Annotated in this window: 13 protein-coding genes; 9 read left to right on the plus strand and 4 right to left on the minus strand. The window is 72.8% G+C overall.

Annotation, left to right across the window (positions count from 1 at the left end; all coding sequences use genetic code 11):
- Positions 1 to 125: 125 nt before the first annotated feature.
- The gene (locus tag ACFU95_RS07095; RefSeq protein WP_383822898.1) at positions 126 to 1,379 is read right to left on the minus strand and encodes an FAD-binding protein; all 1,254 of its coding nucleotides are present in this window, start codon (positions 1,377 to 1,379) and stop codon (positions 126 to 128) included.
- A gap of 118 nt (positions 1,380 to 1,497) precedes the next feature.
- Here ACFU95_RS07095 and ACFU95_RS07100 point away from each other — a divergent pair, with 118 nt between their 5' ends.
- The 6 genes from ACFU95_RS07100 (at position 1,498) to ACFU95_RS07125 (ending at position 9,209) form a co-directional block, all read left to right on the plus strand.
- Complete coding sequence (locus tag ACFU95_RS07100) at positions 1,498 to 2,511, plus strand: hydroxyacid dehydrogenase (protein WP_383822963.1); 1,014 nt, start codon at positions 1,498 to 1,500, stop codon at positions 2,509 to 2,511.
- Positions 2,512 to 2,798: 287 nt separating this feature from the next.
- Entirely contained in the window at positions 2,799 to 4,121 is a 1,323-nt protein-coding gene (locus ACFU95_RS07105) for a radical SAM protein (protein ID WP_383822900.1), read from the plus strand.
- 230 nt (positions 4,122 to 4,351) lie between these two features.
- Complete coding sequence (locus tag ACFU95_RS07110) at positions 4,352 to 5,839, plus strand: cellulose binding domain-containing protein (RefSeq protein WP_383822902.1); 1,488 nt, start codon at positions 4,352 to 4,354, stop codon at positions 5,837 to 5,839.
- 239 nt (positions 5,840 to 6,078) lie between these two features.
- Positions 6,079 to 7,170 (plus strand): ribosome small subunit-dependent GTPase A, encoded by a 1,092-nt coding sequence (rsgA, locus tag ACFU95_RS07115; protein ID WP_383822904.1) that lies wholly within the window; start codon positions 6,079 to 6,081, stop codon positions 7,168 to 7,170.
- Positions 7,171 to 7,311: 141 nt separating this feature from the next.
- A complete protein-coding gene (locus ACFU95_RS07120; protein WP_383822965.1) occupies positions 7,312 to 8,712 on the plus strand; it encodes a DNA-3-methyladenine glycosylase 2 family protein in 1,401 nt (466 codons plus the stop codon).
- A gap of 2 nt (positions 8,713 to 8,714) precedes the next feature.
- Positions 8,715 to 9,209 (plus strand): methylated-DNA--[protein]-cysteine S-methyltransferase, encoded by a 495-nt coding sequence (locus ACFU95_RS07125; RefSeq protein WP_383822906.1) that lies wholly within the window; start codon positions 8,715 to 8,717, stop codon positions 9,207 to 9,209.
- A gap of 27 nt (positions 9,210 to 9,236) precedes the next feature.
- Here the strand turns inward: ACFU95_RS07125 and ACFU95_RS07130 are convergent, their stop codons facing one another.
- Both ACFU95_RS07130 and ACFU95_RS07135 read right to left on the minus strand, forming a co-directional pair.
- The gene (locus ACFU95_RS07130) at positions 9,237 to 9,719 is read right to left on the minus strand and encodes a DUF456 domain-containing protein (RefSeq protein WP_383822909.1); all 483 of its coding nucleotides are present in this window, start codon (positions 9,717 to 9,719) and stop codon (positions 9,237 to 9,239) included.
- Between the two features lie 65 nt (positions 9,720 to 9,784).
- Complete coding sequence (locus ACFU95_RS07135; RefSeq protein ID WP_383822911.1) at positions 9,785 to 10,774, minus strand: helix-turn-helix transcriptional regulator; 990 nt, start codon at positions 10,772 to 10,774, stop codon at positions 9,785 to 9,787.
- Between the two features lie 440 nt (positions 10,775 to 11,214).
- On the opposite strand from ACFU95_RS07135, the gene ACFU95_RS07140 reads away from it, so the two are divergent.
- Positions 11,215 to 12,564 carry a protein phosphatase 2C domain-containing protein gene (locus ACFU95_RS07140; protein ID WP_383822913.1) on the plus strand — a complete coding sequence of 450 codons (1,350 nt, stop codon included), beginning with the start codon at positions 11,215 to 11,217 and terminating at the stop codon, positions 12,562 to 12,564.
- A 16-nt stretch (positions 12,565 to 12,580) separates the two neighbouring features.
- On the opposite strand, the gene ACFU95_RS07145 is transcribed toward ACFU95_RS07140, so the two are convergent.
- The gene (locus ACFU95_RS07145) at positions 12,581 to 13,894 is read right to left on the minus strand and encodes a helix-turn-helix domain-containing protein (RefSeq protein ID WP_383822916.1); all 1,314 of its coding nucleotides are present in this window, start codon (positions 13,892 to 13,894) and stop codon (positions 12,581 to 12,583) included.
- A 235-nt stretch (positions 13,895 to 14,129) separates the two neighbouring features.
- Between ACFU95_RS07145 and ACFU95_RS07150 the strand changes: the two genes are divergently transcribed.
- Both ACFU95_RS07150 and ACFU95_RS07155 read left to right on the plus strand, forming a co-directional pair.
- Positions 14,130 to 14,747: a hypothetical protein gene (locus ACFU95_RS07150; RefSeq protein ID WP_383822918.1), complete on the plus strand. Its 618-nt coding sequence runs from the start codon at positions 14,130 to 14,132 to the stop codon at positions 14,745 to 14,747.
- Positions 14,748 to 15,400: 653 nt separating this feature from the next.
- Complete coding sequence (locus ACFU95_RS07155) at positions 15,401 to 15,823, plus strand: ATP-binding protein (protein WP_383822968.1); 423 nt, start codon at positions 15,401 to 15,403, stop codon at positions 15,821 to 15,823.
- Positions 15,824 to 15,916 lie beyond the last annotated feature (93 nt).

Here is a 15,916-nt window from a genome sequence, read left to right on the forward strand (position 1 = left end):
CGAGGTGCCCCCGTCCCTTCACGTCATGCCGGGTCGTCGTCGGCACCGGCGCGGCGCAAGGCTATGGCGTGCGGATACTTTCGACAAGGGGTTAGGAAAGGGGGTTTACGAAGTCCCCCAGGCCTTCACTCTCCCAGTATGTCCTGCACGAAGGCGTTGGCGAATTTCCGACCGGGGTCCAGCGTACGCGCCAGCGTCCGGAAGTCCGCCAGCCGCGGATACCGGCCGCGCAGCACCTCCGCCGGCACCGTGAACACCTTCCCCCAGTGCGGCCGCGGCTCGAAGGCGTCCAGCGCCTCCTCCAGCCGCCGCACCACGGGCAGCACGGCCGCGGTGTCCTCGATCCACGTGAAGTGCAGCGCCACCGTGTCCCGCCCGTACGACGGGCTCAGCCACTGCTGGTCGGCCGCGACCGTCCGCACCTCGCAGATCTGGAGCACGGAGGCGACCGTCTCCCGGATCCCGTCGACGGCGTGCAGCGCGTCGACGGCGTACCGGCGCGGCAGCAGATACTCCGACTGGAGCTCGGCCCCGCTGCTGGGCGTGAACTCCGCCCGGAAGTGCGGCAGCCGCTGATGCCACGGCCCCGGCACCCCGAACTGCTCCGTGCAGTTGACCGCGGGCATCCCCGGCACCGGGTGCAGCTTCTCGGTGGCGGGCCGGGCCCACGGGAAGGCGGGCAGCGGCTGGTCGGTGCGCCGCTTGAGCCACACCTGCCTGAAGCCCGGCGCACGCCAGTCGGTGAACAGGCTCACGCTGTAGGCCGACGCCATCACCGTCCCGAACGACGCGAAGTCCAGCCCGTCCAGCGGCAGTTCGGTGAAGAGGTGCTGCTCGACGTCGAAGGACGGCTCCAGGTCGAGCGTGAGCGCCGTGACGACACCGAGGGCGCCCAGCGAGGTGACGACACCGCCGAACCGCTCGTCGTCCCGCCCGATGGTCAGCACCGATCCGTCGCCCGTGACCAGTTCCACCTCCCGCACCGACGTGGCCAGCGCGCCGTTGGCGACCCCCGACCCGTGCGTGCCGGTGGCGACCGAGCCGGCCACCGAGATGTGCGGCAGGGACGCCATGTTGGGCAGCGCGAGCCCGTGGGCGTACACCACGCGGGCGAGTTCGGCGTACCGTACGCCGCCCGAGACCCGCACGGTACGGGCCGTGCGGTCCACGTCGATCACCGGCGGCAGGTCGGCGATCGACAGCAGGAGGCCCCCCGGCCCCGGCTCGGCGATCTGGTTGAACGAGTGCCCGCTGCCCAGCACGCGGACCTTCGCGCTACCGGCCACCAGGGCGCCGATCGCGTCGAGCGAGTACGGCCGGTGCAGTTCCTCGGCGGTGTAGCTGATGTTGCCCGCCCAGTTGGTGATGGTCTCCGTCATCCCTCGCCGTCCCTCAGGGTGAGTGCGTGTGCGTTGACCCTCTCATCCACGGCTGCCTACGGTAGATACCGCTTTCCATACCGCCTTGCCCCCTCTCGCCGAACCGGAGGCCACGTCCTTGCCCCAGCGGCCGTACGCCCTGTTCGCCATGTCCGCCGACAACGTGCCGCAGGTCTTCCCGCCGGAGGTGCTGGCGCGGCTGCGGGAGTCGGTGGACATCGACCCCGCCCTGGTGGCCGAGGACTTCACCGACCCGGACCCACGCCTTCGGGACGCGCTCGCCCGCGCCGAGATCCTCGTCACCGGCTGGGGCTGTCCCCGCCTCGACCCGGCCGTGCTCGACGCCGCACCGAAGCTGCGCGCGGTGCTCCACTCGGCCGGCTCGGTCAAGAGTCTCGCCACGCCCGAGCTGTGGCGGCGGGGCGTCGCGGTGAGCTCGGCGGCGGTGGCCAACGCCGTGCCGGTCGCCGAGTACACGCTGGCCATGATCCTGCTCGCCGGGAAGGACCTCTTCGCCGCCCGCGACCGCCTGCGCACCGAGCGCGCCTTCCCGGGCTGGGGACTCGTCCCCGGCATCGGCAACCACGGCCGCCGGGTCGGCGTCATCGGGGCCTCGCGCATCGGCCGTCGCGTGATCGAACTTCTCCGCCCCTTCGATCTGCGGGTGAGCCTCACCGACCCGTACGTCGACGAGGCCGGGGCCGCCGGGCTGGGCGTCCCCCTGCTCGGGCTGGACGATCTGCTGCGCACGTCGGACGTCGTGACGATCCACGCCCCCGAGACCCCGCGAACCCGCCACCTCGTCGGCCCGCGCGAACTGGCCCTGATGCCCGACGGGGCGGTCCTGATCAACACGGCGCGCGGCGGGCTGCTCGACCATGACGCCCTGATCGCCGAACTCCGCACCGGCCGCCTCTCCGCGATCCTCGACGTCACCGACCCGGAGCCGCTGCCCACCGACTCACCCCTGTACGACCTGCCGAACGCTTTCATCACCCCGCACCTCGCGGGTTCCCAGGGCAACGAGGTGGCCCGGCTGGGCCTCGCGGTCGCGGGGGAGGCGGAGCGGCTTGGCGGCGGGCAGCCGTTGGCCTATGGGATCGTCCAGTCGGACCTGGAACGCATGGCGTGACGGCCGGTTTGCTCGCCCCCGCGCCCCGACCCGTCCCATCCTTCTGGGGCTCCGCCCCAGACCCCGCTCCTCAAACGCCGGAGGGGCTGAGTACTTCAGCCCGTCCGGCGCTTGAGGACGAGGCCCGCAGGGCCGACAGCGGGGGTCTGGGGGCGCAGCCCTCAGGGACGGGACGGGTAAGGGCGGCGGGGGCGGGAAACACGCGGTTCAGGGGACCCGGCGCCGCGCACGTCCGGGCAGGGGCATACCGTGAGGAGTCGTACGCCTGAGCCGGGAGGAGATTACGGATGGGCAGCCGCACCGCACTGGTCGAGGATCTGATGGAGCGATTCCCGCACGTTCCGCGGGAAGCCGTCTTCAAAGAGGATCTGCTGCGGGGTGGCGTGGCCTTCGACCCGTCCGCCCTCAGCGACAACGAGTCCGGTGAGGTGAAGCCGAAGTCGTACTTCATCTTCTCCTTCGACCACGGCACCCTCCCCGAGCTCGGCGAGGCCGCGCTGCGGCGACCGCCGGAGGAGATCATCCTCACCGGCGGACCGTACGACCTGCGCCGCACCGTCGTCTCCGTGCGCGTGAACCCGTCCTCGCCCTACCGCGTCGCCGCCGACGACCAGGGCGTGCTCGGTCTCTACCTCGACGGCAAGCGGATCTCCGACGTCGGGGTGCCGCCGATGCCGGAGTACTACCGGCACAAGCTCTCCAACGGGAAGTCCGTGATGGAGGTCGCCCCGACCATCCAGTGGGGCTACCTGATCTACCTCACCGTCTTCCGGGTCTGCCAGTACTTCGGCGCCAAGGAGGAGTGCCAGTACTGCGACATCAACCACAACTGGCGCCAGCACAAGGCGGCCGGGCGCCCGTACACCGGGGTGAAGGACGTCGAGGAGGTCCTCGAAGCCCTGGAGATCATCGACCGGTACGACACCGCCAAAGCGTCCACCGCCTACACCCTCACGGGCGGCGCGATCACCAAGACGGTCTCCGGTCGTGACGAGGCCGACTTCTACGGCCACTACGCCAAGGCCATCGAGGAGCGCTTCCCGGGCCGGTGGATCGGCAAGGTCGTCGCCCAGGCGTTGCCGCGCGACGACGTGCAGCGCTTCAAGGACTACGGCGTGCAGATCTACCACCCCAACTACGAGGTGTGGGACGAGTACCTCTTCAAGATGTACTGCCCGGGCAAGGAGCGCTACGTCGGCCGGGACGTGTGGCACAAGCGGATCCTCGACTCGGCGGAGGTCTTCGGGGCGCGGAACGTGATCCCCAACTTCGTGGCGGGCGTCGAGATGGCCGAGCCCTTCGGGTTCAAGACGGTCGACGAGGCCATCGCGTCCACCACCGAGGGCCTGCGCTTCTTCATGTCGAACGGCATCACACCCCGCTTCACCACCTGGTGCCCCGAGCCGACGACGCCGCTCGGCAAGGCCAACCCCCAGGGCGCGCCCCTGGAGTACCACATCCGGCTGCTCCAGGCCTACCGCCAGACCATGGACGAGTTCGGCCTCTCCTCACCCCCCGGCTACGGCCCGCCCGGCCCCGGCCGCGCGGTGTTCTCGGTGAGCTCCTTCATGGACAGCCTTCCGGAGCAGCAACCCGCGGTCGCGGACTAGCCTTCGGCGGCGAACGGGCCGAGGATTCCACGACGGTGTCGGTGAGACAGACGGGGCCGGCGTCCGTACAAGTGGCTGGAGTTGCAGGGTCGCGCGGCCTGTCATGACATCTGAACACGACGCTTGTCAGTTGTGTTGAAAACGTGAAAGGCTCATGCCCTGCCGCGAGGTTCCCCCCAACTCCATTGCCAATATGGCGAGTTGACCTCGCATGTGGATGCAGGAGACTCATGCCCGACCTGCCGACCCCTCAGGACGCCACCGAGGCAGCGCTGTTCTCCGAGTGCTGGGACGCCGTGCTGTCGTACGCCGACCTGTGCACGGCCGGCTCCACCGCGGCCAACCAGCTGGCCCTGGAGGCGTTCTCGACCGGTATGCGCGAGGCCCGCGACACCGAGGCCGCATCCTTCCGGAGCGCCGGCCGCCGCCCGGCCCGTCTGCCCCGCGTCCCCCTGCTGCTGACCGCCGTACGCACCACGGCGACCGCCTGGGAGGAGAGCGGACAGGGCCACAGGCTCGACCCCGACCTGCGCCTGTGGCTCAACTCCGAGAAGGCCGACCGCTACACCGGCCCCCCGCTCCAGCGCCCGCTCGCGCTGCGCGGACTGCGCGACATGCAGGAACCTGACGCCGCACTGCTGTGGCTGGCCGAGGTGGAGGCGCTGCCGCTGTACGTCGTGGCCCGCCAGCTCGGCCTCGACCCGGCCACCGTCTCCGACGAACTCACCCAGGTCCGCGTCCTGTTCAGGGACCGCTGCCGGCGCAACCAGCTCGACACCCCGATGGACGCGCAGTGCCGCAGCTACGCGCGCCTCCTCGACGCCGTCACCCGCTCGACCGGCGCCGACGCCCCCGGCGACCTCTCCCGTCACCTCGCCACCTGCGTGCAGTGCGCCGAGGCCGCCTCCTGTCTGCGGCTGAACGGGGCCGGGCTGCCCGCGGCCCTCGCGGGCGGTGTCCTCGGCTGGGGCGGCCTCGCCTACCTGGAGCGCCGCCGCAGGGCCGCCGAGGTGCGTCTCGGCGCCGGACGCGCCGACCCGGTGGACGCCGGCCCGCCGAACCCCGGCGCGCACAAGGCGCGCGTCGTGCGCAACGGCCTCCTCGTCGCCGCCGTCCTCGTCTCGGTGCTCGCCCTCGCGGTGTCGATCATGCCCGCCGGCTCCACCGGTGACGGCGGTACGGCGGGCGGCGACCCCTCCGACCGCCAGCCGGTCGCCGACCCCGGCTTCACCCTGCCGGTCAGGACCGCACCCCAGCCCTCCGAGGACTCCCCGGAGCCGTCGGACAGCGCCACGGAGGCAGCCGACTCACCCGACCCGAAGAAGCCGGGCCCGGGGCCGCAGGGCACCACGTCGTCCACGGCCGACGAGGACGATCCGGACCGGCCGGACCCGTCCACGAGCGAGCCGGTGACCTGCAGCGTCGACTACGACCTGGTCAACGAATGGCCCGACGGCTTCCAGGCCACCATCACCGTCACCACCGAACGCGCCGTCGACGACTGGCGCGTCGCCTGGTCCTTCCACAACGGCCAGGAGGTCGGCCAGATGTGGGACGCGAGCTTCGCCCAGAACGGCTCCCGGGTCACCGCCACGGCCGCGGACTACAACAGGACGGTCCCCGCGGACGGCACGCTCGCCTTCGGCTTCCTCGCCTCCCGGGACGGCGAGAACTCCCCGGCGTACGACTTCACGCTGAACGGGCACGACTGCGCGTAAAACCGGTTGACGGGCCTTCGAGGGCCCGGGCTAGAGTGACGGAAGATCAGGGCGGTGGCCGGTGGCCGCCGCCGTCGAGCGGATATGAGTGAGGAGGTGTCGACCGATGGCTGTCTTTGCGACGAGCGCTGCCCGCATCCAGTTCATCAAGTCCACCTCCGTGGCCGCCGGCTGAACCACTCATCTCTCCGCGTCTGAATCACGCGGCTGCCGGGGCCACCCTTGTGAAGGGTCACCCGTTGACTTCCACCTCTGTTTTCTCCGCGTTGGCTCCCTTTGGCTGGGACTCCGCCTGGGCCGACGCGTTCACCCCGTACGACACCGAAGGGCTGCTGCCCGGGCGGGTCGTGCGGGTCGACCGCGGGCAGTGCGACGTCGTCACCGCCGACGGTCTCGTACGGGCCGACACGGCGTTCGTCACCCCGCACGACCCGATGCGGGTCGTGTGCACGGGCGACTGGGTCGCCGTCGAACCGGGCGGGAACCCGCGGTACGTACGCACGTACCTGCCGCGCCGTACCGCCTTCGTGCGCTCCACCTCCTCCAAGCGGTCCGAGGGGCAGATCCTCGCCGCCAACGTCGACCACGCCATCGTCGCCGTGTCGCTGGCACTCGAACTCGACCTCGGGCGCATCGAGCGCTTCCTCGCGCTGGCGTGGGAGTCGGGCGCGCAGCCGCTCGTGGTCCTCACCAAGGCCGACCTCGTGCCGGACGCGGCGACGCTCGCGCATCTCGTCGAGGACGTGGAGACCACGGCGCCGGGCGTGCCGGTGCTGTCGGTCAGCGCGCTGGACGGGGCCGGGCTCGACGTCCTCGTCGCCGTCGTCTCCGGTGGTACGTCCGTGCTGCTCGGGCAGTCCGGCGCGGGCAAGTCGACGCTGGCCAACGCGCTGCTCGGCGAGGACGTGATGGAGGTCCAGGCCGCGCGCGACGTCGACGGCAAGGGCCGTCACACGACCACCACGCGCAACCTCCTCGCCCTGCCGGGCGGCGGCGTCCTGATCGACACCCCGGGGCTGCGCGGCGTCGGTCTGTGGGACGCCGAGGTCGGGGTCGGCCAGGTGTTCTCGGAGATCGAGGCGCTGGCCGAGCGGTGCCGCTTCCACGACTGCGCGCACGACAGCGAGCCGGGGTGCGCGGTGCGCTCCGCGCTCGACGCCGGTGAGCTGTCCGAGCGGCGGCTGGAGAGCTACCGGAAGCTGGTGCGCGAGAACCAGCGGATCGTGGCCAAGACGGATGCGCGGCTGCGGGCCGAGATCAAGCGGGACTGGAAGCGCAAGGGTGCGGAAGGGCGCGCGGCGATGGAGGCGAAGCGGGGGCGTTGGCAGTGACGGTCCCGGTGTCCGCGCGGCCGTCCGTGGGGGTTCGCCGCTCCCGGACCCCCGCTTCCGCCCCGAACGGGCCGGCTGGTCAGCGCCATGTCCGTTTTCCGCTAGCCCATCCCTCGGTCACGGCGGACACTGGACACCGTGATGGACGAAGACACCAGGTACGAGGCCGTACGGAGCCGTGACGCCCGTTTCGACGGCGAGTTCTTCTTCGCCGTCGAAACGACCGGCATCTACTGCCGTCCCAGCTGCCCGGCGGTCACGCCGATGCGGCGCAACGTGCGGTTCTTCGCGACGGCCGCCGCCGCGCAGGGCTCGGGATTCCGGGCCTGCCGGCGGTGCCGGCCGGACGCCGTTCCGGGGTCCGCCGAGTGGAACGTACGGGCCGACGCGGTCGGACGGGCCATGCGGCTGATCGGCGACGGCATCGTCGACCGCGAAGGCGTCGCCGGGCTCGCCACACGGCTCGGATACAGCGCCCGGCAGGTGCAGCGCCAGCTCACCGCCGAGCTCGGCGCCGGGCCGGTGGCCCTCGCCCGCGCCCAGCGGGCACACACCGCCCGCGTGCTGCTGCAGACCACCGAGCTGCCGATCACGGAGATCGCGTTCGCGGCCGGATTCGCCAGTGTGCGGCAGTTCAACGACACGATCCGGGCCGTCTACGCCTCGACCCCGAGCGAGCTGCGCGCCGCCGCGCCCACGGGCGGCCGCCCCGCCCGGCGTACGGCCACACCCTCGGCCGGGATCCCGCTGCGGCTCGCCCACCGGGGCTCGTACCAGGCCGGCGCCGTCTTCGACCTGCTGGCACACGAGGCCGTCCCCGGCATCGAGGACGTCACCGGGCCGGCCGGACGCCGGACGTACCGCCGCACCCTCCGCCTGCCCCACGGCACCGCCATCGTCGCGGTGCGGGAGCAGCCGGGCGGTGTCGGGCGGCAGGCGCGTGCGGCTCACCCCGGCGGCTGGCTCGACGCCCGCCTGCATCTCACCGACCCCCGCGACCTGACCACCTCCGTCCACCGGCTGCGTCGGCTGTTCGATCTGGACGCCGACCCGTACGCCGTCGACGAGCGGCTCGGTGCCGACCCCCGGCTCGCTCCGCTGGTCGCCGCGCGGCCGGGGCTGCGGTCGCCCGGGACCGCCGACGCCGAGGAACTGGCCGTTCGGACGCTGGTGGGCCCGGAGCGGGCCGAGGTGCTCGTGCGGCGGTACGGCAAGGCGCTCGACGCGCCCTGCGGGAGCCTCACCCATCTGTTCCCCGAGGCGGCCGTCCTCGCCGAGGCCGAGCCCCGCGGCCCGCTGGGCGCGCTCACCGCCGCCCTCGCCGACGGCGCCGTACGGCTGGACCCGGGCGCCGACCGGGACGAGGCGGAGGAGGCACTGCTGGGGCTGCCCGGACTCGACGCCCGTACCGTCGCCGCCATCCGGACCCGTGCCCTCGGTGACCCGGACGTCGGCCCACCCGGCGTCGACGCCCCCGACAGCTGGCGCCCCTGGCGCTCCTACGCGTCACAACACCTGCGTGCAGCAGGGGAGTTGGAGTAACCATGATGGTCCCGATCGTCCACTGGACCGAGGTCGACAGCCCCGTCGGCCCGCTCCTCCTCACCGCCGACCCCGGCACCGGCGCCCTGACCTCCCTCTCCGTGCCGGGCCAGAAGGGCGGCCGCGGCGTCCAGGAGGGCTGGCGGCACGAACCCGCGCTCTTCCGTGCCGCCGAGGAACAGCTCGCTGCCTACTTCGCGGGCGAACTCAAGGAGTTCCAGCTGGAGGTGAGCACGGACGGCAGCGAGTTCCGCGAGCGGGTCTGGGCCGCCCTCGACACCGTTCCCTACGGCGCGACCACGACGTACGGCGAGATCGCCGCCCGGATCGGCGCCTCCCGTGCCGCCGTGCGGGCCGTCGGCGGCGCGATCGGCGCCAACCCGCTGCTGATCGTCCGCCCCTGCCACCGGGTGATCGGGGCCGACGGCTCCATGACCGGCTACGCGGGCGGCCTCGAACGCAAGGTGCGGCTGCTCACGCTGGAGGGCCGGCTCTAGAGGGCCTGCGGCTCCGCCTCGGGAGCGTCAGCCCCAGATCACCGCACCCACCCATGCCCCCGCGATCAACTGGCAGGTGAACAGCTCCGCCAGCACACTGGACCCGCCCGACCGCATCGCCGTGCGCAGTGCGGCCCTCGCCTCGCCGTGGCGGCCGAGCCGGAGCCGTTCGCCGAGGTAGACGCCGGCCATGAAACCGGGGATCGAGCCGACCACGGGGATCAGGAAGAAGCCCAGGAAGGACCCCGCTCCGGCGTACACCGTGATGCGGCGGCCGGCCCAGTTCGGGCGCAGTCGGCGGGGCGGCAGCGCCCAGCGCACCACCTGGGAGAGGAACAGCGCGACGGTCGCCCCGACCAGCACCCACCACGCGACCGGCTGGGGGTCCTGTAGCGCCCACCACATGACCGCGGCCCACACCAGCCACGACCCCGGCACGCCGGGCACCAGCACTCCGCAGAGGCCGAGCAGGAGGACCAGGCCGACCAGCACGAGGTCCGACACTCCCATCTGACCAGAGTGCCGGAGCCCGCGAGAACGCGCAGATCAGGCTCGTCGGACGCGGGGCGCCACGCTCACCCCTGCCGCTCCCGCGCCACCCACCCCCGCTCGTACGCATGCCACCCCAGCTGCAGCCGGGTCGTGACCCCGGTCAGCTCCATCAGCCGCTTCACCCGGCGCTGTACGGTCCTCAGGCCCAGGTCCAGCTGCTTGGCCACGCTCGCGTCGGTCAGGCCGGCGAGGAGCAGGGAGAGCACCTCCAGGTCGGTGTCGTCGGGCCCGTCGGGCTGCTGCTCGGTGACGCCGGACGCGCCGAGGCGCAGCGGCAGCGCCTCCTGCCACACCGACTCGAACAGTCCGGAGAGCAGCTCCAGCAGCCCGCTCGCGTGGACGACGAGCGCGGCGGGCTCGGCAGTGTGCGAGGTGAGCGGCACCAGGGCGAGCGTGCGGTCGGCGATCACCAGCTTGGTCGGGACCCGGTCCACGACCCGTACCCGCTCCTCGCGGCCCAGGGCGGCGGACAGCTCGGTGATGCCGTCCGGCTGGTCCAGGACCGCCCGCTCCAGGACCACCCGGTAGCGGACACCGCGAGCGGCGGCCTGCTCCTCGGCGTCGTTCTCCATGCCGGTGACGGCGACCGGGTTGCCGGTGACCAGCGCGCACACCTCCCGGCTCGCCCCGAGCTGCAGCTGGAGGAAGCGCTGCGAGACGGCAGCCGCGCCGATCACCACCTCGACGAGGTCGTGCACCTCGGGCTCTGCGGCTCCGGCCCGGTACTCCTCGGCGAGCATCGCCGCCGCGAGCTCCGCCTTCTCCAGCTCGTGCCGCCGCTGGGTGAGCAGGGCGCCCAGTGCCACCCCGGGCGGCGCGGCGACCCAGCGGCCGGGCCGGGCCGAGGACTGGGCCGCGAGTCCGTGGCGCTCCAGACGGCGCAGCGCGCGCTCGGTGTCGTACTCACCGAGCGTCAGGCGCCGTGCGAGGTCCGGCACGTCGGCCGCGCCCACGGACACCAGGGCCCGGTACGCCGACTCATGCGTCTCGTCGAGACCTATCACTCCCAGCATCGGGCCGCGCCCCTCCCCACAGAACACCGGTGTTCGGTCCGTGGCGGAAAACGGCCACGGCGCGAAACCGCCTCGGCACATCATCGCCGCACCACCCGTGACTCTGCCAAGGTGGCGCCACCGCAGCATCAATCGCCGCCTGCTTTGTCCGACTTAACCCTCTCGGCCTGCGCTTTCGCGTCCACTCAGATCGTGACCCGGGCCCACGACGCGCGCCGGCGCGCGCGAAGGGGATCCGGGCCCGGGTCACCCGGCAGTCGCCGGGCGGTTCTCCCGTGGGGGGTGGGATCGCCCGGCGACCCGTGTCGCCTCTTGTTTCGTCCGGTGTATCGCAAGGCTGTTCCATGCCTCACCCGACAACGCCTTTCGAGGCGCTTCACCGGGTCGGATTTTCCTGATGCCCCGTTTTCATCCGGCCCGTGCGGTGGACAATTGGGGGCATGAGCCAGCAGGGGGGAAGGCCCACCGGTCACGAGGACGACTGGTGGGGGCAGCTGTACGGTGACTTCACCGAGGACACGGGCCCCACGGCGGCGCCCGACTCACTGGACGACCGTTTCGCCTCCGCGGCGGGGGCGGTGAACCAGCGCTCGGGGGCAGGGAGCCCGGGAACGGGCGCGGCTGTCCCGTCACCGCGGGCGGACACCGATGCCGCACCGGGCCGGTCCACGTTCCCGCCGGGTCTGCCGAAGCCGCCGGGGTTCACGGTGGACTCACCGCCGGCCGACGAGAAACCGCCGCACCCGGCCCCGGCCCCGGCCCCGGCCGCAGCCCCGGTCACCGCGCAGCCGCCCCCGCCCGAGCCCCTCCCCGCCCCCACCCTCCGGCCCCTCGACTACGTGGGCGACGGCCCTCCCACCTACACCGCAGCACCCACCGCCCTCCCACCGGCGGACCCCGACGACCTGGACGACCTGGTCGCCGACACCGTCCTCGACGGCGCCCGCTACGGCGCCTGCACCCTGCGCGCCGTGTCCCTGCGCGGAGACTCCGCCCGCTACCGGGGTGAACCCCGCCGCGACTCCCTTCTCACTGCCCGCTTCGGCACCGGTGAACACGCCCTGATCCTGGTGGCGATGGCCACCGGCGCCCGCGCCACCCCGGGCGCGCACCGCGCCGCGGCCGAGGCCTGTCACTGGATCGGGCGCGCCGTCGGCCGCAGTCACCCGAAGCTCGCGGCGGACATAAGGGCCGCCCGGCGCGGCGACCTGAAGTCGGGCCTGCACCGCCTCACCGACCGCAGCCTCGGCAAACTCCGCGCCAGCGCCGCCGAACAGGGCATCGAACCCGAGGAGTACGCGGCGACCCTGCGCTGCCTCCTCCTCCCCGCCGACCCGGAGTGCCGTACACGCGTCTTCTTCGGCGTCGGCGCGGGCGGACTCTTCCGCCTGCGGGGCGGCGCATGGCAGGACATCGAACCCCGTGTCACCGACCTCACCGGTGAGCCTGTCGTCGGCTTCGGCTCACTCCCGGCCGAGACCCCCGAGGGCGACCGCCTCACCATGGACCTCGGCATCACCACACCCCCGAGCCCCTACGACCAGGCCCCCGAGCCGCCCCGCGAACCCTTCCGCTTCCGCGCCTCCGTGGCCCGCCCCGGCGACACCCTCCTGATGTGCACCGGCGGGCTCGCCGACCCGCTGCGCGGCGAACCCGAACTCGCCGCCCACCTCACCGGACGATGGTCCGACCCTGAGCCGCCCGGGCTCGCCGAGTTCCTCGCCGACGCCCAGGTCCGGGTGAAGGGGTACGCCGACGACCGTACGGCGGCGGCGGTGTGGGAGGCGTGACCCCCCGCGGTACGGCTCAGTTGTACGGCACCCACTTACGGTCCGAGGTGTCGTAGGCGTAGTTCGGCAGGCCCTTGACGCTCGTCGTGCGGAACGGGCGGCCGTGGTCGTCGATGCGGGCCGTGCCGGTGCGGCCCTGCGAGGACCAGTCCAGTTCGAGGTACCAGCTGCAGTCGCAGCCGTCGGTCCGCGCGTCGACCAGCAGCACCTCCGGGTCCTCGGCGGACACGCGGTACGGCAGCTTCATCGCCGGGACCGGGGTGCCCGTGTCGTTGCCGTCGGCCGGGCGTGCGATGGGTCGGTCCTTGTCCAGGTCGACGTCGAAGTAGCGGGGCGTCAGCGCTCCGCCGCAGCCGTGGTCCATGGCGTACGAGGTGCCCTCGACGGGGGCCGCGCGGCCGGCGACGCGCACGCGCAACGCCTCCAGGACGACGGCCGTGGACGTCCGCCCCTGCACGGTGATCTCCACCATCGTCTGCCCGCCGTGCACCGCGCCCTGCGTCCTCGCCCAGGTCTGGGCGTCCTGCGGGGCCGGCGGCGGGGGCACCTGGTGCGGGGGCTTGGCGATGACGTAGTCGTGGCCGCAGCCGGCCTGCCAGACGTGGGAGTCGGCGCTCCAGGTGAGGGGCGCCCTGGCCGGGGGCCGCTGCGGTCCGGCCTTCTTCGAGGGGCTGCCGGCGGATCCCGTGGGCTTCGGCGAGGACTTCTTCCCGGTCGGTGCGCCGTCCGAGGGAGTCGGCGTCGTGGGGGAGGGCTCGGGCGACCCGGTCGAAGCCGGGCCGGGGGTGTCGGCCGCCGGCGTACGGGTCGCGTCGGTGCCTCGGACGGAGTCGCTCGCTCGGGAACGGCCGTTGTCCGGCAGGGAGGAGAGGCTCCCGAGGGTGGCGAGGAGCGCCGCCGCCACGGCCGCGGACACCAGCAGGCTCCGGCGGCGGTACCAGGGGCGGTGCGCGGGCGCACCCGGTGCCGGCTCTTCGGGCGCCTTCGCGGGGGAGTCGTCGGGCGAACCGGTCGCGGAGAAGGCGGCGCCGGCCGGGCGTTCGGCTGCCGCAGGACCTGCCGTACGCGACCGCTGGCGCGCCGCCACCGCCAGGATCCAGCGCCGGTGCAGCTCCAGCCGCTCCTCCGGAGTCGCCTCGCACAGGGCGGCGAAGCGTTCCACGGGGGCGAAGTCGAGGGGGACCGCGTCACCGGCACAGTAGCGGTGCAGCGTGGAGGTGTTCATGTTCAGGCGGCGGGCCAGCTGACCGTAGCTGCGGTCGGTGCGGTCCTTCAGACGCCTGAGCAGCGCCGCGAACTCCTGGACGTCGTCGTCCTGTGCTTCAGACACCGCTCCCCCGTGTCCTCACCGTCCCGGGACGGCATCCCAGGCACTCCATATACCTGCACGTCAGAAGGGCTGGGATGGTTCCACCGTCGCGGATCGGGCGCGGGAGCTTGCGGCCGCCCGCTGTGGCGGCTGATGCTTCTGGTGTCGCACCGACCAGGGCCGGACGGACCATCCGCCGTCGGTGCCGACCCTCTTTCGATCATTCACGCTCTCATCTCATTCACGGGGGACACTCATGTTCAAGCGCACTCGAACCGGCGCGCTCGCCGCACTCGCCGTCGCGACGCTCGCCGCCGGTGCCGCATTCACCGCCGCGCCGGCCGGCGCGGCGACGAAGGCGCCCGCGCCGAAGTTCCTGTCGGCGTCCGAGCTCCCGCCGCACCCCTCCTCCGGATGGACCGCCGACAAGGTCACCGGCGGTGTCCCGGAGGAGATGCAGTACTGCTTCGGTGAGGCGCTGCTCGCCTACGACTCCAGCTACCGCGCCTTCCGCACCGAGCTGGAGACCAACGCCCAGCAGCTCAACATCGTCGTCGGCGACAGCGCCAAGGCCAAGGCCCTGGCCACCCGCCTCGACAAGGAGGCCAAGCGCTGCGTCGCCCGTATGGACGCCGACCCGGACATCGAGGCCGACTACAAGAGCTACGGCACCCTGCCGGTCGAGGAGGGCGCCCGGGTCCACGGCTTCGAGACCCGCGCCTCGTGGGGGGCCATGGACGTCAGCCTCCTCTCCGTCGGCCGGGACGGCGGCACCGTCACCGTCGTGCAGTGGGGGCAGATGGGCGACCTCGCGCACGCGCCGGTGAAGGACTTCAGGAAGACGACCACCACCGCGGTCAACAAGCTCTACTGACCGGCGCGCCACCGGACCACCGGACCGGCGGGGCCGCCCTCCCGGACGGGGGTCGGGCGGGCGGCCCCGCATCTGGGGCAGCCGAACAAGCGAATTCCGGCCAGTTTCAACGGCTGTGGGCTCGGCCCGGGGCGTCCGCGTGGGCGTCGCCCCGACGCCGAGCCCTCAACTGCCCCATGCCCGCGTCACATACGGCCGGAACGGCAGCGGGGAATAGGTAGCCGGGCCGATCCCCTCCGCTCAACCCGCCCGTGCCCGGATCGGCTCGAAGCCGTGCGGGACTGCCCTGGTCGGCCGCCCGCGGCCGGAGTCGGCGAACCGCCCCGCCTCTCCGCGCCGGACGCCCGCCATCGGCCCGGAAGCCGGGCTCTGGCCGGTGGCCGACCCGGTTCGGTCGTCGCACACGGCGGCTTCCGGGCGTCCGGTGGGCCACCTTCCGGGTTTCATGCACCCGGCGTGCGCCGCCCCAACCATGGCCGAACACCTGGTCGTTGACGATTCGACATGACTGGCGCGCCGGAGCCGTGGGAAATGGTTCCCGTGAACGTGTTCGAGCCAGGAGGGGAACCGACATCGGCACGCGGGCGGGGGTCATGAAGAGGCAGGCACGAGGGGGCGGTCCCATAGCGTACGGGGCCTCCTCGGTGGAGACAGTGGAGGACCAGGCCGCGAGTGCGGGGGATCTCGCGCAGACGCCTCAACTCAGGCGCAGACTCGGGCGGGCGGACCTACGGGCCGTACCGGAGGCACGCAGGGCGCTGCGCGACCTGTTGCGGCACTGGGGGAGGCCCGGACGATCGGACATAGCCGAACTGCTCACCAGCGAGCTCGTCACCAACGCGATCGTCCACACCGACCATGAGGCGGTCCTGACGGCGACCGTCGGACCGGACGGACTCAGGGTGGAGGTGCGGGACTTCGTGGCCCGCCGGCCCAGACTGCGCGTACCGATCGCCGACGACGGTACGAACGGCAGGGGCCTGGTCCTGGTCGAGTCCCTCGCCGACGCCTGGGGCGTGCAGCCGCACGGGGTGGGGAAGGCGGTGTGGTTCGAACTCGATGCCAATGCCGCATGAGACATGACTTCCATGACGCCCGATGACAACGGGAAGGGGGGGGGAAAAAAAAGCGGGGGGCGCCACCCCCCATCCCGTAGGGGGGGTTTCCGT

This window comes from Streptomyces sp. NPDC057623, assembly GCF_042800355.1.
Classification (GTDB): domain Bacteria; phylum Actinomycetota; class Actinomycetes; order Streptomycetales; family Streptomycetaceae; genus Streptomyces.